This window comes from Teichococcus aerofrigidensis (assembly GCF_054073225.1).
In genome coordinates this window covers 1-18,851 of sequence record NZ_JBSXMU010000011.1, presented here as the reverse complement: position 1 = coordinate 18,851, position 18,851 = coordinate 1, and the positions used below count along the sequence as shown (strand labels likewise).

Below are 18,851 nucleotides of genomic sequence, written 5' to 3'. Positions count from 1 at the left end.
TCTTGGTGGCCGGAGGCTCTCATGCAGACCGTCAACATCCACGCCGCCAAGACCCACCTTTCGCGTTTGGTGGACGCCGCCGCCGCCGGCGAGGAAATCCTCATCGCCCGCGCCGGCCGCCCGGTCGCCCGCTTGGTGCCGTTGCAGGACGCCCCTGACCGGCCGCGCCGCCGCCTGGGCCGGCTGGCCGGCCAGCTCACCGTGCCGGTCGACTTCGACGCGCCGCTGCCGGACGCCGTGCTCGACGCCTTCGAAGGGCGCTGATGCGCCTGCTGCTCGACACCCACCTGCTGCTCTGGGCGCTGGCCACGCCCGAGCGGCTGGACGCCGTCACGCGCGCGGCGCTGGAGGAGCCTGACAACGAGGTGTTGTTCAGCGCGGCCAGTCTTTGGGAGATCGCCATCAAGGCCGGGCTCGGTCGGGTGGACTTCGCCTTCGAGCCGCAGCAGATCCTCCAGGCGGCGCTGGACACCGGCTTCGTCGAGTTGCCCGTGCGCTCCGCCGCGGCAGTGCTGGTCGCGCGCTTGCCGCCACACCACCGGGATCCCTTCGACCGCCTGCTGGTGGCCCAGGCCATAGCGGAGCCGGTGCGCTTCTACACCGCCGATCCGCTGCTGCCGCCCTATTCCGAACTTATCATCCTTGTTCGCTAAGCTGTTCTCCAGCTGGCGGGGGCCGGCGCACCGCAACCTGCCGGAGGCAGGCTCCGTGTTGGGCGTCGACGTTGGCTATTCGCTGACCCAGGCCAGCAGTGCTGTCTGCCGGCTCGATTGGGACCGCCAGGAGATCCGCTGGACACTGCAGCGCTTCCGGGCGCAGCCTGAAGAGCGGCTCCATGTGCTGCGCAGCGTCGCTCGTCCTGGGCGCTTGGAGGCGGCGGCCCTGGATGGCCCCCTGCGGGCGGGCTTCGATGTCATTGGACGTTACCGTACGGCTGAGCGGATGCTGACGCGCCGGCTGCAGCCACGGATCGGCAAGCCCGGACAGGCCAGTGCGCCGGTGGGGCAGGCCCTCAACGCCGCGGCCAACAGCTGCGCCCGGATCATCCTGGCGCATGGTGATCTGGCGCCGACCCGTCATGCGGTCCCGATCGATGCCAAGGCGGTGGTGGAGGCCTTCCCCAACAGCTTCCTTGGCGTGATGCTGGAAGATCCCGCGGCTGTCCCGGCCCGGCGGCAGGACCGCTCGGACGTGTTCTTTCAGCACCTGGCCCGCACGGGCGGCTTGCAGCGCTTGCTGAACCATCTCCTGCCCGGACGCTCCCTCACCCAATTTCTGGCCGCCGTGACCAACCACGACGAACGGGCCGCGCTGGTCTGCGCTCTCACCGCGCTGGGCGTGGCGGCCCAGGAGTTCGTTGCCGTGGGCGATGCGGATGGCTGGATCATCCTGCCGCCGGCGCCGTTCCTGCAGGGCTGGGCGCTGGCCGATCTCCAGGCGAACGCGGCGGCAGAAGCGCCCGGCGCCCTGCACGTATCGGCGGGACCAAGGCCGGTATAGGTCTACCACTCCCAGGGAGAGCGGTTCTTCCAGCCGGCGCGCCGGCCGTGTCGCGGCCGCCATGCAGCATTGCAGGCGAACAACACGGTCCAGCCGCCGCCCCGGCGATGCGAGGCGCCAGACGCTGCGCGATAGCGGCGCTCCGCACGCGTGGTCCCCATTTCCAGAGGCCGGATATGGCAGATTTTGATGCCGTCCCACAGCAGCGGCAACTCGCCCCGCATCCAATCTTCAATGTTCAGCAGGGCGCAGTAGCCCTCCTCGCCAGCGGCTTTCAGCGGGTTGAGCGTGTGGTACGGGCAGCCCGAGCAGAAACTTCCCGAGGGCACTTCCGCCACGCTCTTGCCCTGCGGATTGGCTGGCCAGGCGTACCGGAGCTTCTTCCGAAAGTTCATCATGCCCTGTTATCCCTCAAGGCCTGCAGAACGCATCGCCCATGGCAAGTTTTCCGTCGCCGGTCCGCCTGTCCAACAGCGGGCCGCACCGTGGCGCGCGACATTGGCGTGGTGCATGGATCGAGCGGGTGATTTCCTTGGGATAGGGTGGGGTCTAGCCCCGCGTGGGAGAGCACTCCCTTGCCCTTCAAGGCGAACGCCGACCGGCGGCATCGAATTCCACAGCAGCACCGGGTCAGGAATTGGCCTGCGTACGAGGCGGGCCTGCGTGCCCGCGGCAGCCTGACGGTCTGGTTCTCGGAGGAGGCGATCGAAGGGCAGCAAGCTGAGCCCCGCACCACGCGAGGCTGAGTGCAACAGCCGGGACCGCGCCGACGAGGCGGGACCAGCATCTGCAAAGCATTGCCGAACGCGGCCGCATGGGATGGCAGAAGGCCTCCGGCTACAACTGGCGCGCGCTCGTCGAGCCCGACGTGTCACGTTGGAAACGTGTCATCGGTCCCGGCCTGCGCTCCCGAACTGATCGGCGTCAGGCAACCGAGGTATCCATCACGGCGGCGGCCCTGAACCGCATGTTGGACCTGGGTCGCCTGGATTACGTCCGCATCAGCTGACCACAGAGGCGCTCTGGCTCATCACCTCCTCACCGCTAACCCGTGCAACAAGGTGGACGCGACGGGCTACGCAGCGGCCTTGAACCCCGTTAGGGAGCGGCATAGGTTACATGTAACCCATGCCGGAGGCTGCCATGCCTGTCCCTCTTCGCAAGCGTGTCCAGAAGCACCGGGAGGCCCTGCGGGCCGCCGGGCTGCGACCAGTGCAAATCTGGGTGCCCGACACCCGCCAGCCAGGCTTTGCGGAGGAGTGCCGCCGACAGTCGCGCCTCGTTGCGGCGGCGGATGCGGCCGATTCCGAACTCGACAGGTTTCTCGATGCAGCGCTGACCGATATGGACGACGAAGGGTGAGACGAGGGGATCTGGTGACGGTCGCCCTCACCGGTGACTTCGGCAAGCCGCGCCCTGCACTGGTGGTCCAGGCGGATCAGTTCGACCAGATCGGCACGGTGACGGTGCTGCTGGTGTCGGGGACACTGGTGGATGCTCCGCTGATCCGGCCCACAGTGCAGCCGAGCGCAAAAAATGGCCTGCGCAAGCCTTCGCAGATCATGGTGGACAAGACCATGAGCGTGAAGCGCGACAAGCTCAGCGCGCCGTTCGGCCGACTGGAGGACGACGCCCTGTTGTCAGTGACCCGCTCACTTGCCGTGTTCCTCGGCATCGCATGAAGGCAAGGCACGGACAGGTTATCCCTCAGTGCCCGTTTGAGAATGCTGGTGGTGAGGTGTTTGGGCGTTCCCACGTGCCCAGATGGGCTGGATGTGGACCAAGGAACATCGCGCACGGCAGGCAGCGCTTGAGCGGTCGCGTGGAAGGTCGTGGAAGGTCGTGGAAGGTCGCGCGACCGATCCGGGACGGTCATGGCATGGTCGCGCGACGCGATGGAAGCAAGCGCCTCTCCCAGGCTGATCATCACCACCCCTCCTGCACCAGGAGCTTGCCCGCGCCCTCCTGGAACTCCCGCACCATGGCCCCGACAGAGCGCGGCTTGCGGCTGAGCTTTCCATCGCGCGCCACCGGCAGGGGAACGACCTCGGCGGCACGGGGGGGCCCAGCGCCGCCGCGAGCAGGCGCTTGATGCCATGCACCGCCCACCTGACGCGCCACGGCTGCTGCCATTTCCGCAAAGCGCGCGAGCTGATTGTCCATATCCAGACAATGCTTTTTCATCAAATCAATGGCTTATAATTTCGACAGAGCAACGGAACCTCACGTAGGACGTGGCCGGCGAAGCAGGAAGGCAAAGGGGCCGCGATCCCACCGAACGAGCCTCGCCGTCCCATCGGCGTGAAGGTGCGGATCCAGTGTTGCCCGCTGTGATGAGGTTGGCGAGCGCGCAGGCCCCTTCAATGCCGATACGCGCTACTTTGGCGGAGATGAACACGACTACGGGTGTCCGACGGAGAGACTTCCGCAGCGCCATCCCTGGCCAGTTCCAGGGCAGCCACAAAGGTGCTGGCGAACGTAGCACGGGCGTTCAGCAGCTGGTGCGTATCCCCCGCTGGGAGCGGCGGCAGGAACAGGGCCAGATCGCCGCCCTCTGGACGCTGTCCCAAAACAGTGCGGATGTGGTCCAGGGCATCCGGGACGCGCCAAAGGTTCGGAATCGAGGGCCGGTAGGCTAGTGGTGCCTTATCCCCCTGTTGTTCTCGTCCTTCCAGCATGACAAGGGTCGCCTCAAGGAAGGCGACGTAGAGCTCCGCCTGCGGCTTCGGCGCCGGCCGCTCCTGATTGCCGCGTGTGAAGACGTCCTGTCCAAGTTGCGGCCGAGCGGCGAGCCAGGCGGCGGCCGCCTTCATCGCCGCAAGTTCTTCCAGCTGCCCGAGCCGTTGATCGGCTTCCGTCGCAGCCTCTTCGGCGGCTTGCGGGCTGGCCGGAGCAAGTAGCTGTGCCCGGAGCCGCAGGAGTTCACTCGCCATCACCAGCCAGTCGGCCCGGCGTTCCAGCCGGGTGACGCCACTCTCCAGCACGGCCACCAGCTGGTCGGTCAGAGGGACGATCGACAGCCGGCCGAGGTCGAGCTGGTGCCGGCGCACCATCTCCAGCAGGAAATCGAGCGGGCCCTCGAAGCCTTGCACACTGAGGTGAGGCGTATCGGCCGGCCGGGGGCGCCCGCCGGGCCCTTCGTTTTCCTGCCAACCATCCTCAACCTCGGCTGCGGCGGCGGCGTCAGCCACGCTGCGCCCTGGCCGCTCGGGTCGACTTGTCTCGGTTGTCTTTCCTGTCCCGATTGCCCTGCTTGTGCTGGATGGGTGCGATAAGTTCGCTCGTGGGCTCATCGCCCTCACCGTCCGCGTAGTCCGGCTGGAGGGTGAAGCTCAGAGCTGGCCAGTACCTTCGGAGCCGGCGCAGCGCCTGCCACGGCGACCAGTCCGCCGACCAGAATTCCACCCGCAGTTCCGCCATCCGCCGCTTCCGGCCGTCGAGGGTGGACTCCAGCTCCCGCACATGCCGCAGCGGACGGGTGGTGCCCCAATGCGTCCACAGCCAAGTGCGGCTCTGCGGGTCGTTGGGCCCGAGGCGCAGAATGCCGGATGGGACCGGCAGCAGGCGGTGCAGGTCGAAGGGGTGGCTTCGATCTGTGCCAATGCGGGCGATCGCCCGCTGGTGGTTGGCATGAGCGGCATCCCGCAGCCGCCGAGCCAGGATTCGCGCGCCCTGCACACTGATTGCCCGCTTGCCCTCGGCTGGCGCCGCGAGCGACAGAAACCAGTCCTCCTCCATGCCGTCGAGATCCAGCACCCAGGGGATCACCCCCGCCCCGGCGGCTGCCGCCCGGAACCGACCTGTCCCTTCCGTTGGTCCGCTCACCACCAGCACATTGCGCAGCCAGTCGGTGTGTGCCGGCGCCGGGAGTGCCGTCGGGGCCGGTGCATTCGGGGCGGCCGGAGAAAGACGGGAGACCACTGCCCTGCCCTACAGGTCGAGCAGTCGGGCCGGACTGTCCTGGGTGATCTTGGCCCGGCGGCGATAGCCCTGGGTGGTGGCGATGCTCTTCTGGCGGGTGTGGTGCATCACCTGCTCGTCCAGCGCGCCCTTGAGGTAGGCCTCCGTGATGAAGCCGGCCCGCAGCCCATGCGGGGACAGACGCTCGGTCTCATCCACGGTGAGCCCGGCGAGCTCGGCCCGCTTGCGCAGGATCCGCCACACGCTCTTGGTGTCGAGTCGTCCCTCGAGCACGCCGCGCCCGCTGAGGCCGCGGAACACCGCTCCGTACTCGATCCGCGCCCGCCGCAGCCACTCCTCCACCGCCCGCACCGGGCAGGTCAGGGGATTGAGTCCCCGCGGGATGCCGACGGTGGCCCCCTCCCCTTCCTGGTCTCGCTTCGAGCGCAGGATCCGGATGGTCATGCCTTCCGTCGTGAAGCGCAGCGCCTCGCGGTCGAGCGCGACCAGCTCGGAGCGTCGCAGCGCTCCTGCGAAGCCGGTCAGCAGGAGTGCCTTGTCCCGCAGGCCCGCCATGTCGGTGCCGCAGCTGGCGAGCAGCCGCTTCACCTCAGCCGAGGTCAGCGCGGCGGCGGGCCGGGCCGGCTTGCCGTGGCTGGCGAGGATGCCGCGCAGTGTCATGCGGATGGCGGGATGCCCGGGCTCGACCGGATGACCGGTGCGCCGGTGCATCTCCGCGATGGCGGCGAGCCGGCGGCGCAGCCCCGAACGGCCGAGCTGCCCGGCGAGGCTCGCCAGATACCCGGCAATCACCAACGGCTCGGCCGGCAGCGGCGACACGCCACCCGCCTCGCACCAGGCCGAGAACAGGCTCCAGTCGGTCGCGTAGGCGCGACGCGTGTTCTCGGACAGCGCCTTGCCGGCATAACCGGACGCCTTGGCGACGGCTTCGCCGACCGGGCCGGAGAGCAGCGCCAGCACGGCAGCCGGGCTCTGGCCCACTGCGGCGCGAAGCAAGGGGGTGGCCAGGACAGGGCGAGTGGGCGGCAAGATCTCGCCCTTCCCTTCGGGCACGGCAGCCCCCGCAGAAGCACGAGGGGACGTCATGGGAGGGCCAGGCAAGTGGACGCTGAGCCAAACGGGCCGGGCCGCTCAGCCGCTTCTGCTAGGGGTAGCGCTGCCGCGCGTGGACAACACTCACGATCTCCACCGCGTGTTATGCGACGCGATAGATGATGATGTAGTTCGGGTGCGCTACCAGTTCGCGGGTCCCCGGAACACGCCCCGGCCGGAACAGGTAGGGGTGTTCGGCCAGTGGCAACACCGCCTCCTCGACCACGCCTTTGAGGCGTCGGGCCGCCGCCGGATTCCGCTTCGTGATGTAGAGAATGATAGTGAGCAGGTCGTCCCTGGCGCTGGCTTGCCAGACAATCGGCAGTACGCGGCGGCCTAGCGCTGCGACGGCTGTTCGGCCTCGGCGAGGATGGCCTCGACCTCGGCCATAACCGCGTCATGCGGGAGGTGCGGCCGTGGGTCCGCAAGGCTCGCCGCCACCTTCGTGCGGAGCCAGTGCTCATAGGCCTCGGCTTCCTCGGTCGAGGAGAACTCGGACTCGATGGGCGACAACGCGGACATCCGCTCTCTATAGCACAGCCGGGCACATTGGTTTCGAGAACTCTCGCCCGATCTGTTGGGCCCGGACGCCCTAGACTGGGGTGCGATCGTCCCCCAATCCGGCGTGCGACATCGTGCGACAGCCGGGCCGAAGCTCCGCGCCGAAGTAACAGGGTCTCCGCTTCGTTTCGCAGTCGCCGCATGCCGAGACTGTGCCACCCCGCGTCAAATAGGGCAACCAGCGCTTTCTTATTAGAAAGCCCGATAAGACAATATTATCGGGCTCTACGCCGGTGACCTGCCTCCGTAGAAGTGAGCCGCCGATCATGTGAGATCGGTGGTGCAGTTCGGAGGGTTGGGATGGCTCGGAAGCAGCACAAGCCGGAGGAGATCGTGGCCAAGCTCCGGCAGGTTGAGGTCTTGGTGGGCCAGGGCAAGACGGTGGCCGAGGGTGCTCGGGCAATCGGGGTCACGCAGGCCCCGTACTATCGCTGGCGTGCGGAGTATGGCGGCCTGAAGCTGGACCAGGTGCGTCGGCTCAAGCAGCTCGAGCAGGAGAACAGCCGGTTGCGGCGAGCGGTGTCGGATCTGACGCTGGAAAAGCTGATCCTCAAGGAAGCCGCGTCGGGAAACTTCTGAGCGCTGCGCGTCGCCGGGCTGCTGTGAACCACGTCACGGCGGTGCTGGATGTGCCTCAGCGGCTGGCCTGCCGGGTGCTGGGCCAGAACCGCTCGACGCAGCGCAAGCGGCGTCGGACGGTCGACGACGAGGCAGCGCTGACCCAGGCCGTAATTGCGTTGGCCAAGCAGTATGGCCGCTACGGTTACTGGCGGATCACCGCCCTGCTGCACGCTGAGGGCTGGGCCTGCAACCACAAGCGGGTGGAGCGGATCTGGCGAGCCGAGGGGCTGAAGGTGCCGCCGCGGCAGCCGAAACGCGGACGGCTTTGGCTGAATGACGGATCCTGCGTGCGGCTGCGCCCAGAGCGACCCAACCACGTATGGGCTTACGACTTCGTAGAGGACCGCACCCGGGACGGGCGCAAGCTGCGGATGCTGAACGTGGTGGACGAGTTCACCCGCGAATGCCTGGCGATCCGGGTGGCGCGCAAGCTGAACTCCCTCGATGTTATCGACGTGCTGACGGACCTGTTCATCATGCGCGGGATCCCTGAGCACATCCGCTCGGACAACGGACCGGAGTTCGTGGCCACCGCGGTGAAGGGCTGGATCACCGGGGTGGGTGCCGGGACGGCTTATATCGAGCCGGGCAGCCCGTGGGAGAACGGGTATGTTGAGTCATTCAACGGCAAGCTCCGGGACGAGCTGCTCAACGCCGAGGTGTTCAACAGCTTGGCTGAAGCCCGCGTGCTGATCGAGCAGTGGCGCAAGCACTACAACACGGTACGCCTGCACTCCGCGCTACGCTACCGGCCACCCGCGCCGGAGGTGACACTGACGTTACCAGCCATGCTGCCGGGGGCGCCAAGTCCTGCCGGTTCAGCCCCACCCAGGCCGCCCGTACACTGACATTTTGCTCGGATCACCTAATGGGGGCTGGTCATGAGCTCCTGATGAAGGCGTTCTGCAGTGCAGGCCAGGCTGGGGACTATGGTGAGCGCGACTCGTATGCTCGCCCGCCCCTCTATAACGCGGATATCCACAGCGGAGTGGGGGCTTTAGTGAGCCCGGCGGGGACTATGGTGAGGCGGAACGCCGGAAATCCAGCGATTTTCAGAGTTATTCCGGGGACTCTGGCGAGCAAACTAATAATAGAATCTCTAATAGCTTCCTAGTAGTGGCTCGCCAAAGTCCCCATCGACGTCAGCGGCATTCCAGGGCAATTTGAATGCATTGGGGGCGTATGTGATGGGCAAGGTTCATCGGCTGCTGAAAGAGCATGGCAGGCAAGGCGCGATCGATATGGATGCCGCGCCACGGGACGTCATCGAGACTGCAGCCAAATACCTTAGCGACGAAGACAACGCATTAGCCTTCGCTTACTCGGGCTGGGCGCAGTGCGCGCTACCGCATCGCCGGGTTGCTCCTGGCGAGGTCTGGGAGGTCGCTTCGGAGCGGATGCGCCTAGTGGTCGAGCCCGGCCGTCGCCCTTCAGGTATCGACGGCTCCGGCCCCCTCGAGCATGTCGGTGTGCCCTTCGGCTCCTATGCCAGGCTGATCCTGCTCTACCTGCAAACCGAGGCCCTGAAGACCAAGAGCCCCGAGGTCGAACTCGGCCGCAGCTGGCGCGACTGGATGACCCGGATCGGAGTTCCGTGGGGCGGCAAGAGCGGTCGGGGGGTGCGGGAACAGGCCGAGCTTTTGAGCCGATGCCGGCTAACGTTCCACTTGGTCGGGCAGGGCCAGGCTGGCCTGGTCAATCAGCAGATTGTCGATCGCGCCCTGTTCCTCGACACGCCCGACAACGATCGCCAGGGCCGCCTGACGCTGGAGACTGCTCGCCTCAGCGCACCCTTCTATGAGCAGCTCCAGCGCCATCCGATCCCCCTGGAAGAAGGCGCGATCAAAGCCCTGTCGAACAACTCGGCCGCGTTGGATTGCTATGTATGGCTAGCCTATCGCCTCCACAGCCTGGAGCGCCCCCGCCTCGTCACCTGGGCGGCTCTGAAGGCCCAGCATGGGCAGGGCTTCAGCAAGCTCTACCACTTCAAGGCCAAGTTCCCAGCAGTCCTGTCAATGGCGACAGCGGTCTACCCTGATGCCGAGGTCGAGGTGACGGAAGAAGGCCTGATCCTGAAGCCGTCCCGGCCACCCGTGGCCCCTCGCCTCGTTCCGGTCCGGTAAGGCCTCACCAAAGTCCCCATTTCACGCTGGGTTCAGAACCCCTTGGATGTCAGGTACGCGTGAAGCGCAGCTTCAACGACATCCTGCTGCGGCTCCCGCGACACATACATGTAGGTCCGCAGTCTCTCCGCGATCGAGAGCGGAACCCTGGCGCCGATTTGGCGGCGTGGTTCCTCAGCAGGCGGCGGAGCAGGCTGGGGGATCACCGTGCCGGTTTGCTGAACGGCAGGCGGAGGAGCTACCGGCACTGTGGGCTTGGTCAGCGGATCGATGGATGGCTCCCGAGCGGGTTGCTCATCATGTCGCGAAGACTGATCGCGTGGAATCTCGAAAGTGGACAGCCTTGTCGGCGACTTGCTCATCAGCGCGGCTTCCTCGCACGGGCGCCAACCACTCTAGTGGTCGGCTTCGCTGTTAACTTGTTAGCTGGCTCACCTGTTAGCAAACCTGCTTTCTTCGCAATATAGGTCCAGAGTGCAGCAACATCTTGTGCTGGCGCCCCGCGTGGATCTGCCTCGGTGACGGTGAGGCCGTCCAGGGCCGACGCGGCGTAGGCATCGCTTCTGTGCAGGGTCGCGGGAACCACGGTGCCATGCTGGCTGAGCGCGATGGCCGCATCTCCGGTCAAGCGCGCCCGCTTCGTAGCGGAATTGATAGCGAACACCATCGGCTTTCCCTGCCCCGCGATCAGGTCGACGGTCTCGCCAACCGCATCCAGGTCGTCCGGCGACGGACGGACGGGAACGACCACTAGGTCGGCCGCTCCCACGGCGAGGCGCACAATGCGATCCGCAGAAGGCGGGGTATCGATCACCAGCAATCCGTAGCCTTGCTTGGCGAGGGCAGGGACTGCGCTCTTAAGCTGCTCCGCCGCGGCAAGAGCCGCTGCCGATCTTTCCTCGTGCGTGGCGACCGGCATGCCGTCGGGTGCGAGCTGGATCAGTTCCAGTCCGTCCTCTGGTCGGCGTTGCCACCAGCGGCTTATGCCAGACATCGGATCGAGGTCGACGATGGCGACCCGTTCAATCCCGCTGCGCAGAGCTGACACCGCTAGGTGCCGGGACAACACGGTTTTTCCCGAGCCTCCCTTGCGGCTCCCAACCGTAATGACCTTCACCCCAGTCTCCACGTCATCCAGTGCGATGCCTCGCTTACAAGCGATCGAAACAGCCGTCAACTCGGTAGATTTGCTAACAAGTTAGCTAGTTAACAAGACAACAATTCGTTCCTTGTTGGCCTTCACCTGTAGAATCAGCTTAGGTGGAGTGAGAGAGTTGACCTTCTGGGGCACGCCTTGAAGGAATTTGGCTACGGTCAGGACTCATAACCAGTAGCTGGCGATGGCGGCGAGTTGGACGGCTGGCCTGCTGCCGGTTTGGTGGACACCTGGATAAGGTTTTCACCCGATCGGAGGTTCTGGAATGGGACGAAGGACATTCAGCCGCGAGTTCAAGCTCGAGGCGGTAAAGTTGGTCAGGGATCGCGGAGTGGGGGTGGCTCAGACCTGCCGCGAGCTCGAGATTGCGGAGAGCGTGCTGCGCCGCTGGATGCGGGAGACCGAGGCTGACCCGCGACACGCCTTTCCTGGGCATGGCCAAGTAAAGCCTGAGCAGCAGGAGATCGACCGTCTCCGGCGGGAGGTCACCAAGCTCAAGGCGGAGCGTGACATCCTAAAAAAGGCCGCGGCCTACTTCGCGAGGGATGCGACATGAAGTTCGCCTTCATCGCGAAGCACAAGGGTATCTGGCCGCTGTCCTGGCTGTGCTCGGCGCTGGGTGTATCGCGCTCCGGCTTTCATGCTTGGCTGACCCGGAAGCCGAGCCAGCGCAGCCGCGACGACGAGCGGATTGGCACGATGGCACGCGCCAGCTTCCTGGCGAGTGACCGGACCTATGGCGCCCGCCGGGTCTGGCATGATGTGCTGGCGGACGGCGTCGATTGCGGTCTGCACAAGATCGAGCGGCTGATGCGCAAGGGTGGGCTGCGAGCCAGGCCCCGACGACGCCGCCTGCCGCTGGACAGGGGCGAGCGGGCGGTAGGCGTCGTCCCCGCCAACATCCTCGACCGCCAGTTCAATGCAGGGGCTCCTAACCAGAAATGGGTGGCCGACTTCACCTATGTCTGGACCGCTGAGGGCTGGCTCTATGTCGCCGTCGTCATTGACCTCTTCTCACGCCGCGTCGTCGGCTGGTCGATGAGCGCCACGATGGCGGCGCAGCTCGTCACCGATGCATTGGTCATGGCGATCTAGCGGCGCGGCAGGCCAAGAGCCCTGCTGCACCATTCGGACAGGGGCAGCCAGTACAGCAGCGAGGGGTTCCAGCGGCTGATGGCCGACCACGGCGTCACCTGCTCGATGAGCAGGTCGGGCAATGTGTGGGACAACGCCGCGATGGAGAGCTTCTTCTCATCGCTGAAGACCGAGCGCCTTGCCCGCAAGATCTACCGTAGCCGCGACGCCGCCCGAGCAGAGGTGTTCGACTACATCGAGCGGTTCCACAATCCGACGCGACGCCACTCGGCCATCGGCTATCTCAGCCCTGTAGCGTTCGAACGCTTGGCCAGTTCAGGCTAAACTCGGTGTCCATCGAACAGGCAGCAGGCCACGCCTCCAACCTCTCGCGTCAGCCGGAGAAGGTGATGGCGCTCGACTTCCTCGCGCGCGCCAGCCAGGTGCGGCGGGGTACCGTGCGCCGCTTCCAGCATCGCTGATGCCGTCGGAGCTGAACCAGCGGAATGGCGGACCGCCGACCGGCCTGCACCAGACGCTAGAGCGCAGGCGGGAGGCCGAAGCGCTGAAGCCCGCCCTGCAGGCGATCGAGCAGGTGGCGACACGCCAGCGCGGCGCGGTGCAGCGGCTCGGGGAATTTGGTGAGCGGGTCACGCAGGCGGTGAGGCAGGCGGCGGAGCGGCTGCGCCTGCAGCGCGAGGTGACGGTGGAGCGCGGGCAGGGATCGTCTATCTCCCTGTAATTTCGAAGATTACGGCTTTTTGTTCTCGTCTTGTTCCCGTGTGGTGCTATGATAGGAGACCAGCGAAAGGAGCACAGCATGCAGCGTGCGGAGGTGGAAACCGAGTTCGCCGACGAGCTGCACCGCGCCGGTTTTACACTCAATGAGCCCGCCATCATGGATGGCCAATGGCACCGGGGACAGGTGGATGGCGACCGTGGCGCGGAGAAATCCGGGCGCTATGTCGGCTACACAGACGGCCACCCGGCGGGCTTCCTTCAGAATTTCCGCACCGGCTATGCCGAGCCATGGAAATCCTCTCAGCCGATGCGGGAGCTGACCGAGGCGGACCGTCAACGGATTGCGGCAGCACGCACGGCCCGCGAGGCGGAGCGGAAGGCGACGGAAGAACGCATCGGCAAACAGGCGTTTGCCATGTGGATGCGCGGGACCGAGGCTAGGGATAACTCCTACCTCAGCCGTAAAGGCGTGCTTGCGCACGGCATGCGTCAGGACAATCGCGGCAAGCTGCTGGTGCCGGTGAAGGACGAGCAGGGCTGGATCCGCAATCTGCAGATCATCGACCCGGACGGCCGCAAGCTGTTTCTGCCAGATGGCCGCACTCATGGCCTCTTCACGCTGCTCGGTGCGCGGGAGATCCACCCGGCCCGCCCGCTGCTGGTCGCGGAGGGCTTCGCCACGGCGGCGGCGATGCGGGAGATGCTAGGCCAGCCGGTGGCCATCGCGTTCAACAGCGGCAACCTGCTGCCGGTCGCGCAGGCGCTGCAGCGCGCCTATCCCGGCGTGCGCCAGGTCTTCGCCGCGGACAACGACCATCACCTGCCGAGGCGGGAAAAGCTCCTGCCCAATGTCGGCAAGGAGAAGGCAACCGAGGCGGCGAATGCGGTGGGCGGGCTGGTGCTGCTGCCGGAGTTTGCCCCCCATCAGGACGGCACCGACTGGCTGGACTTTGCTGATGCCCATGGCCGCGAAGTGACGCGCCAGCTGATCAGGGACGCCTTGCGGCAGGAGGACATGGTGTGTGAGCCGCTGGTGCGCCAGCCCTGGGCGCGGCGGTATGGCGCACGCCCGGCAGTGCAGGCTCAGCGCGGCTGAGCGGTGGATCCGCTCTGGTACCGCCACCATGGCGGCGTGCTGCAGCGCCTGCGCGACCGGCAGCAGGTTGCCGCTGTTGAACGCGATGGCCACCGGCTGGCCGAGCCGGAGCGGCGGCACTCCTTGCCTAGGAGTCTACAAGTCTACAAGGTGATCGAGCGCCTCCGCTGCTTGCGCTGGGGGGGGGCCGAGCTTCGCCGACGTGATCAGGCGTTGAGCCGTCGGCATTCATTTCCGGCCGGTGCGACCCTATGTTAAGGTGCAACGGCTCATGGGGCCTGAAAGGACGAGCGGGTATGGCTGCGCCGAAATCGAGCGGCAACACGACGAAGACAGCTTCCTCCGGGCGCGTCATCTCGCTGAGCGGCTCCGCCCGCGCGAGTTCCACCTCCGTCGCGACTCTCCGTGCCAGCCGGGCGGCTAAGGTCGCCAGCGCGCTGAAGACCGCCAACCGGCAGACCGGCCTGTTCACCAAGAAAAAGTAGATGCCGTCCAATGACCGGGAGGTGTTCGAGCACTTCCTAAAGCACTCTGGGGCCTCCCCCGAGGTGGCTCACCTTGCCTACGCAGCATACGCCTCCGCCCGATACGACTGGGTCACGCTCTTCGAGGAGCGCAACGAGCGGCTTCCGACGCCGGCCGAGGTGGACGAGTGGATCGCCAACCAGCCGATGAGCCGGTTCGAGGAGTTCCGCGCCGGTGCGGAAGACACGTTCGACCTCGCGGCCACGGCCTACATGCAGGACGAGATCGAGAAGGCTCGTGACGAGGGCGTGCGCAGCGCCCTGCTGGCCGAGGTGCAGCGGCTGAATTTGGAGCTGACGGCCACGGTGACCGCGGCGACCTCCACGAAGACGGCCTTCCGCGTCGGTATCTTCAGCGGCTTGGCCGCAACGGTGATCTTCACTCTGCTCGTGCTGTTCGGAGCGTGGGTGTTCGACAAGGACCCGTCACCGATCGCGGTGACGAAGGGGATCATCGGCCAGCCGTCGCCGCCCGCATCCGCACCATCACCGCCTACCGGACCGACCCAGTGAGCTAGTGCGACCGCGTCCGGCCTGCTCCCCCGCCGACCAGCTGCTGCCAAAAATTGCCCTGCGCCGGTTTCGGTGGGGCGGGCTCCTTCAGCGGCTCCAGCGGATGCAGGTCTGGATACCAGCGGACTTTCAGCATCGTCGGCGACTTGTCGATCCGGGGCCGGGACGGTGTGTTCCAGCTACCGCCCTTGGAGACATGGTCATCCCGCTGCCATCTCGCATAGCGCAGCGAGAAGCCGATTTCTTCCTCGAGCGTGTAGGTGATGATGCGGGAGCGACCCCTGCGTTCCGCTTCCTCGGCCGCCCCATTGCCCATGCCATCGAGCAGGCCGAGAAGCCATTCCGACCATAGCACAGGAGTCAGTATGACATCAGCCCGCTTCGTGGTTGTACCGTTGCGACTGCATCCTGTTTATGCAAGATTCGCGGTCTGTTCCAGGGCTCGGCATGGCTGACGCTTCGCACATTGAATGGACTGACGCGACGTGGAATCCGGTCACTGGCTGCACCAAGATCAGCCCGGGCTGCGATAACTGCTACGCGGCCCGGTTCTCGGAGCGGTTCCGCGGCGTGCCCGGCCATCCGTTCGAGACCGGCTTCGACCTGACCCTGCGGCCCCAGCGGCTACAGCAGCCCCTCCAGTGGAAGCGGTCGCGGCGGATCTTCGTCAACTCCATGAGCGACCTGTTCCACAAGGACGTGCCGGTGTCCTTCATCGAGCAGGTCTTCGACACAATGGAACAGGCGCACTGGCACCAGTTCCAGATGTTGACCAAGCGCAGCAGCCTGATGCGCAGTTTTCTGCGCAAGCGCTATGCGGCCCGTCCAGTACCCAGCCATATCTGGCTCGGCGTGTCGGTCGAGGACCGCGCCCGCATGTCCCGCGTCCGTCACCTGCAGGAAGCTCCGGCCGCCGTGCGCTTCCTGTCGATCGAGCCCCTGATCGGCCCAATCGGCCAGCTGGACCTAAGCGGCATTCATTGGGTCATCGTCGGCGGGGAAAGCGGCCCGCGCTCGCGGCCCATGGACCCGCAATGGGTGCGCGATATCCGCGATCAATGCGTCGCGGCAGAGGTGCCGTTCTTCTTCAAGCAATGGGGCGGCTTCCGCCCCACCCAAGGCGGCAGGACGCTGGACGGCCGTGAATGGGACGAGTTCCCGCAATCTAGGCCCTGGAACATGGCTGCTGCCGCTGAATGAGTGATCCTGCGCCTGGCGCTACGGTCGGTCCGTGGGCGCGCGAGAAACTGGATGCGCTCGGAGCGTATCTCAACTTCTACACCACTGCCCTGAAGAACCAGGCGTGGATCAAGAGCACGACCTTCGTCGATGCCTTCGCCGGGGCAGGGCATGCCAAGATCCGGCGCACCGCCGCGTCCGCCGCCGTCGCCGACCTGTTTGCCCAGGCGGAGGCCGCGCCGATCGACGCCGCAGCGGAAGAATACATCCGGGGCTCTCCCCGCGTGGCTCTCGATATCACCACCCCATTCAGCCAGTACGTCTTCATCGAGCGCGATCCGGGCCGTGCCGCCATGCTGGAGCAGCTTCACGGTGAGTACGGCTCCCGGCACCGGATCGACGTGCGTCAGGGTGCGGCCGACGCGGAGCTGGATGCGCTACTGAAGGGCCATCTTGGCCGAAGCGGCCATCTGGCCGTCGTCTTCCTCGATCCGTTCGGTATGCAGCTCTCTTGGGATATGATCGAGCGCCTCGCTAAGACGAAGCGCATCGAGGTGATGATCAACTTCACCCTCGGCATGGCGATCCAGCGCGTGCTGCCGCGTTCTGCCGCGCTGCAGCCGGGCTGGCGTGAGGCTCTAGATCGCTTCTTCGGCTCGCCGGACTGGTATGCGCAGGTCTATGACGAAAAGGCCGACCTGTTCGGCACTCGCCTCGAAAAGCGCAGCGATGCGGGGCAGCGCCTGCTCGACTGGTACCGCGCGCGCCTGAAGGAGGTGTTCGGGCATGTTTCCCCGGCGCGTCTCATCAAGAACACTAAGGGCGGCCACCTCTACTATCTCATCTGGGCCGGTCCGAAGGCGCTGGGCCTGAAGGGTGCCGACCACATCCTGCGACAGGGCGAAAAGCTGGAGCGGGCAGGAGTGAACGGTGCCGCTACTCCGCCGCCGCGGCAGGCGAAGAAGCGCGCTTCGCCTTCGGACGAGAAATCTTGACCGAGCCATCGTCCACGGCGACCTGATAGGTCACGCGCGGAACCGCCGGCGGATGGCGCGCCAGCCCTTTGGAGCACGGATCCTCGAACCAGCGGAGCCGCTTCAGCAGGAAGGGCGGCACCACCTCCGTAAGCGTGCTCTGTTGACTGCGGCGTGCTTCGCTTGACGGGGAGCGTTATCTCGCAGATCCGGCGCGCCCGGGAATGGTGCGCCGCTGACGACGGCGGGCAATTGGTATCCCTCCGGTAATGGCCGCGGGTGACGCTCAGGCGGCAGCGGTCGCAGGGGTTTGGGCGCGCTGCCACTTCCAAGGCAGGAGCTCGTCGAGCCTGGAGGCGGGGTGATCGGCAATACGGGCGAGCACATCGGCGAGCCAGGCACGCGGGTCAACGTTGTTCAGCTTCGCGGTGGTGATCAGCGCGTAGATCATCGCGGCCCGCTCGCCGCCACGGTCGCTGCCCGCGAACAGCCATGCCTTTCTGCCAAGGGCCACGCCGCGGAGGGCGCGCTCGGCCGCGTTATTTGTGAGGCAGATCCGGCCATCGCTGAGAAACTGGGTGAACGCGGCCCAGCGCTTGAGGGCATAGTCCAATGCCTTGGCCAGGTCGTTGTGGCGCGACAGCCTGCCCCTGGTCTCCAGCATCCAGGCCTGCAGGCTGACAACGAGCGGGGCCACGACGCTCTGCCGGTGGGTGAGCCGATCGGCCGCCGGGCACCCGTTCACCGCTCGCTCGGCCTCGAACACCCGGTCGATGCGGCGCACGGCCTCAGCAGCCAAAGGTGCGCGAACCACCTCCGCCAACTCGAACACCTTGCGCCGAAAATGCGCCCAGCACGCCGCCTCCGTGATCGGTCCAGGCTTGCGGCTGGCCAGGTAGAGCTCGCCGAACCCGGCATAGGCATCGGCTTGCAGGATCCCAGTATAGGAGGCCAGGTGCCGCTTGGGGTGCTCCGCGGTGCGGTCGCGCGAGAAGTAGAACACCGCGGCAGGTGGCGCGGGCCCGGCAAAGGGCTGGTCGTCCCGCACATAGGTCCAGAGGCGGGCGGTGACCGTCTTGCCGCGGGCGAGCAGCGGCACCGTGGTGTCGTCCCCGTGCAGGCGCTCCGCCGCCAGAACATGCGCCTCGATGAGCGCGTGGAGCGGCGAGAGAGTGGCCGCCGCGGTACCGACCCAGTCCGCCAGGGTGGAGACGCTCAGTTCCACCCCCTCACGGGCATAGCTCTCGCTCTGCCGGTTCAGGGGCAGGTGCTGGCCGAACTTCGCCTCCAGGATCATGGCCAGCAGGTTCGGTCCGGCCCTGCCGCGGGCGATCGGGTGGAACGGCGCAGGTGGCTGGGTGATCACCTCGCACCGACGGCAGGAGAACTTCTCCCGCACCGTCTGGATGACCTTCCACGAGCGCGGGATGACCTCCAGGGTCTCGGTGACATCCTCACCGAGTTTGGACAGCTTGCCGCCGCAGCAGGAGCAGGCGGAGGGAGATGGCAGCACCACCCGCTCGCGCGGCAGATGGGCAGGCAGAGGGCCGCGGGACGGCCTGCGCGGTGGTGCTCCAGGCCGGATTTCTGCCTGATTCTCCGCCCGCGCCGCGTCCTCGGCCGCCGTGGCGACCAGCTCGCCGAGTTCCAACTCCAGCTGATCCAGCAGCTTGCGGCCGCGCTCGGAGGAGGCGCCGAACTTGTCGTGCCGCAGCTTGGCGTGTCCGCCGTCAGCACCAATGGCACAGATTTGAGGTTGTGATTTAAGGAGGATCT

At 66.4% G+C, this 18,851-nt stretch carries 25 protein-coding genes and 2 pseudogenes; 17 read left to right on the top strand and 10 right to left on the bottom strand.

Annotation, left to right across the window (positions count from 1 at the left end; genetic code table 11):
- Window positions 1–21 precede the first annotated feature (21 nt).
- From ACVMLK_RS04620 to ACVMLK_RS04610, 3 genes are read left to right on the top strand one after another with little or no spacing between them, the layout of a single operon-like run.
- A complete protein-coding gene (locus tag ACVMLK_RS04620; protein WP_198368318.1) occupies window positions 22–264 on the top strand; it encodes a type II toxin-antitoxin system Phd/YefM family antitoxin in 243 nt (80 codons plus the stop codon).
- Window positions 264–653 (top strand): type II toxin-antitoxin system VapC family toxin, encoded by a 390-nt coding sequence (locus tag ACVMLK_RS04615; RefSeq protein ID WP_198368317.1) that lies wholly within the window; start codon window positions 264–266, stop codon window positions 651–653. Before ACVMLK_RS04620 ends, ACVMLK_RS04615 begins: the two co-directional genes overlap by 1 nt.
- Window positions 643–1,500, top strand: a complete 858-nt coding sequence (locus tag ACVMLK_RS04610) for a hypothetical protein (RefSeq protein WP_457485755.1) — start codon at window positions 643–645, stop codon at window positions 1,498–1,500. Before ACVMLK_RS04615 ends, ACVMLK_RS04610 begins: the two co-directional genes overlap by 11 nt.
- A 2-nt stretch (window positions 1,501–1,502) precedes the next feature.
- Here the strand turns inward: ACVMLK_RS04610 and ACVMLK_RS04605 are convergent, their stop codons facing one another.
- A complete protein-coding gene (locus ACVMLK_RS04605) occupies window positions 1,503–1,898 on the bottom strand; it encodes a hypothetical protein (RefSeq protein ID WP_457485754.1) in 396 nt (131 codons plus the stop codon).
- A gap of 177 nt (window positions 1,899–2,075) precedes the next feature.
- Between ACVMLK_RS04605 and ACVMLK_RS04600 the strand changes: the two are divergent.
- The 4 genes and pseudogenes from ACVMLK_RS04600 to ACVMLK_RS04585 all read left to right on the top strand — a co-directional run.
- Window positions 2,076–2,243 (top strand): annotated as a pseudogene (locus tag ACVMLK_RS04600) (IS5/IS1182 family transposase); the annotation flags it as partial.
- Between the two features lie 71 nt (window positions 2,244–2,314).
- Window positions 2,315–2,509, top strand: coding sequence for a hypothetical protein (locus tag ACVMLK_RS04595; RefSeq protein ID WP_457485753.1), 195 nt, complete (start codon window positions 2,315–2,317; stop codon window positions 2,507–2,509).
- A gap of 134 nt (window positions 2,510–2,643) precedes the next feature.
- The gene (locus tag ACVMLK_RS04590) at window positions 2,644–2,862 is read left to right on the top strand and encodes an antitoxin MazE family protein (RefSeq protein WP_198368314.1); all 219 of its coding nucleotides are present in this window, start codon (window positions 2,644–2,646) and stop codon (window positions 2,860–2,862) included.
- Window positions 2,859–3,182, top strand: coding sequence for a type II toxin-antitoxin system PemK/MazF family toxin (locus ACVMLK_RS04585; RefSeq protein WP_198368313.1), 324 nt, complete (start codon window positions 2,859–2,861; stop codon window positions 3,180–3,182). The genes ACVMLK_RS04590 and ACVMLK_RS04585 overlap by 4 nt, the downstream gene beginning before the upstream one ends.
- 678 nt (window positions 3,183–3,860) lie before the next feature.
- Here the strand turns inward: ACVMLK_RS04585 and ACVMLK_RS04580 are convergent.
- From ACVMLK_RS04580 to relB, 5 genes are all read right to left on the bottom strand, one after another.
- The gene (locus tag ACVMLK_RS04580) at window positions 3,861–4,691 is read right to left on the bottom strand and encodes a segregation/condensation protein A (protein WP_457485752.1); all 831 of its coding nucleotides are present in this window, start codon (window positions 4,689–4,691) and stop codon (window positions 3,861–3,863) included.
- The gene (locus tag ACVMLK_RS04575) at window positions 4,684–5,256 is read right to left on the bottom strand and encodes a hypothetical protein (RefSeq protein WP_457485751.1); all 573 of its coding nucleotides are present in this window, start codon (window positions 5,254–5,256) and stop codon (window positions 4,684–4,686) included. The genes ACVMLK_RS04580 and ACVMLK_RS04575 overlap by 8 nt, the downstream gene beginning before the upstream one ends.
- A 174-nt stretch (window positions 5,257–5,430) precedes the next feature.
- A complete protein-coding gene (locus ACVMLK_RS04570) occupies window positions 5,431–6,417 on the bottom strand; it encodes a site-specific integrase (RefSeq protein WP_457485750.1) in 987 nt (328 codons plus the stop codon).
- A 199-nt stretch (window positions 6,418–6,616) separates the two neighbouring features.
- Entirely contained in the window at window positions 6,617–6,832 is a 216-nt protein-coding gene (locus ACVMLK_RS04565; RefSeq protein WP_370592101.1) for a type II toxin-antitoxin system RelE/ParE family toxin, read from the bottom strand.
- A gap of 17 nt (window positions 6,833–6,849) precedes the next feature.
- Window positions 6,850–7,035: a type II toxin-antitoxin system RelB family antitoxin gene (gene relB / locus ACVMLK_RS04560; protein ID WP_457485749.1), complete on the bottom strand. Its 186-nt coding sequence runs from the start codon at window positions 7,033–7,035 to the stop codon at window positions 6,850–6,852.
- A gap of 339 nt (window positions 7,036–7,374) precedes the next feature.
- On the opposite strand from relB, the gene ACVMLK_RS04555 reads away from it, so the two are divergent.
- Window positions 7,375–8,543 (top strand): IS3 family transposase gene (locus ACVMLK_RS04555; protein WP_457485748.1). Its coding sequence is split into 2 segments (ribosomal slippage): window positions 7,375–7,639 and window positions 7,639–8,543, totalling 1,170 coding nucleotides; the frame shifts between segments, so codons are not numbered across the junction.
- 339 nt (window positions 8,544–8,882) lie between these two features.
- On the top strand, window positions 8,883–9,818 hold the full coding sequence (locus ACVMLK_RS04550) for a replication protein RepA (protein ID WP_198368390.1): 936 nt from the start codon (window positions 8,883–8,885) through the stop codon (window positions 9,816–9,818).
- A gap of 32 nt (window positions 9,819–9,850) precedes the next feature.
- Here ACVMLK_RS04550 and ACVMLK_RS04545 read toward each other — a convergent pair whose 3' ends face one another.
- The gene (locus ACVMLK_RS04545) at window positions 9,851–10,180 is read right to left on the bottom strand and encodes a hypothetical protein (RefSeq protein ID WP_198368391.1); all 330 of its coding nucleotides are present in this window, start codon (window positions 10,178–10,180) and stop codon (window positions 9,851–9,853) included.
- Complete coding sequence (locus ACVMLK_RS04540) at window positions 10,180–10,935, bottom strand: division plane positioning ATPase MipZ (RefSeq protein ID WP_457485747.1); 756 nt, start codon at window positions 10,933–10,935, stop codon at window positions 10,180–10,182. Before ACVMLK_RS04540 ends, ACVMLK_RS04545 begins: the two co-directional genes overlap by 1 nt.
- Before the next feature lie 304 nt (window positions 10,936–11,239).
- Here ACVMLK_RS04540 and ACVMLK_RS04535 point away from each other — a divergent pair.
- The 6 genes and pseudogenes from ACVMLK_RS04535 to ACVMLK_RS04510 all read left to right on the top strand — a co-directional run bounded on the left by ACVMLK_RS04535 (window position 11,240) and on the right by ACVMLK_RS04510 (window position 14,922).
- Window positions 11,240–12,393 (top strand): annotated as a pseudogene (locus ACVMLK_RS04535) (IS3 family transposase).
- 5 nt (window positions 12,394–12,398) lie between these two features.
- The gene (locus ACVMLK_RS04530; protein ID WP_255528812.1) at window positions 12,399–12,530 is read left to right on the top strand and encodes a hypothetical protein; all 132 of its coding nucleotides are present in this window, start codon (window positions 12,399–12,401) and stop codon (window positions 12,528–12,530) included.
- Window positions 12,530–12,790, top strand: coding sequence for a hypothetical protein (locus tag ACVMLK_RS04525; RefSeq protein ID WP_198368216.1), 261 nt, complete (start codon window positions 12,530–12,532; stop codon window positions 12,788–12,790). The genes ACVMLK_RS04530 and ACVMLK_RS04525 overlap by 1 nt, the downstream gene beginning before the upstream one ends.
- 78 nt (window positions 12,791–12,868) lie before the next feature.
- Window positions 12,869–13,885, top strand: a complete 1,017-nt coding sequence (locus tag ACVMLK_RS04520) for a toprim domain-containing protein (protein WP_198368215.1) — start codon at window positions 12,869–12,871, stop codon at window positions 13,883–13,885.
- 296 nt (window positions 13,886–14,181) lie between these two features.
- A complete protein-coding gene (locus tag ACVMLK_RS04515) occupies window positions 14,182–14,370 on the top strand; it encodes a hypothetical protein (protein ID WP_198368214.1) in 189 nt (62 codons plus the stop codon).
- Window positions 14,371–14,922: a hypothetical protein gene (locus tag ACVMLK_RS04510; RefSeq protein ID WP_198368213.1), complete on the top strand. Its 552-nt coding sequence runs from the start codon at window positions 14,371–14,373 to the stop codon at window positions 14,920–14,922.
- Between the two features lies 1 nt (window position 14,923).
- Here ACVMLK_RS04510 and ACVMLK_RS04505 read toward each other — a convergent pair whose 3' ends face one another.
- A complete protein-coding gene (locus tag ACVMLK_RS04505; protein WP_457485746.1) occupies window positions 14,924–15,238 on the bottom strand; it encodes an XF1762 family protein in 315 nt (104 codons plus the stop codon).
- Between the two features lie 131 nt (window positions 15,239–15,369).
- On the opposite strand from ACVMLK_RS04505, the gene ACVMLK_RS04500 reads away from it, so the two are divergent.
- Together ACVMLK_RS04500 and tcmP are read left to right on the top strand one after the other, a co-directional pair.
- Window positions 15,370–16,122: a DUF5131 family protein gene (locus tag ACVMLK_RS04500; protein WP_198368211.1), complete on the top strand. Its 753-nt coding sequence runs from the start codon at window positions 15,370–15,372 to the stop codon at window positions 16,120–16,122.
- Entirely contained in the window at window positions 16,119–17,096 is a 978-nt protein-coding gene (gene tcmP / locus ACVMLK_RS04495) for a three-Cys-motif partner protein TcmP (RefSeq protein ID WP_198368210.1), read from the top strand. The genes ACVMLK_RS04500 and tcmP overlap by 4 nt, the downstream gene beginning before the upstream one ends.
- A gap of 265 nt (window positions 17,097–17,361) precedes the next feature.
- On the opposite strand, the gene tnpC is transcribed toward tcmP, so the two are convergent.
- Window positions 17,362–18,851, bottom strand: a 1,490-nt coding sequence (tnpC, locus tag ACVMLK_RS04490) for an IS66 family transposase (protein WP_457485745.1), incomplete at its 5' end; no start/stop codon positions are given.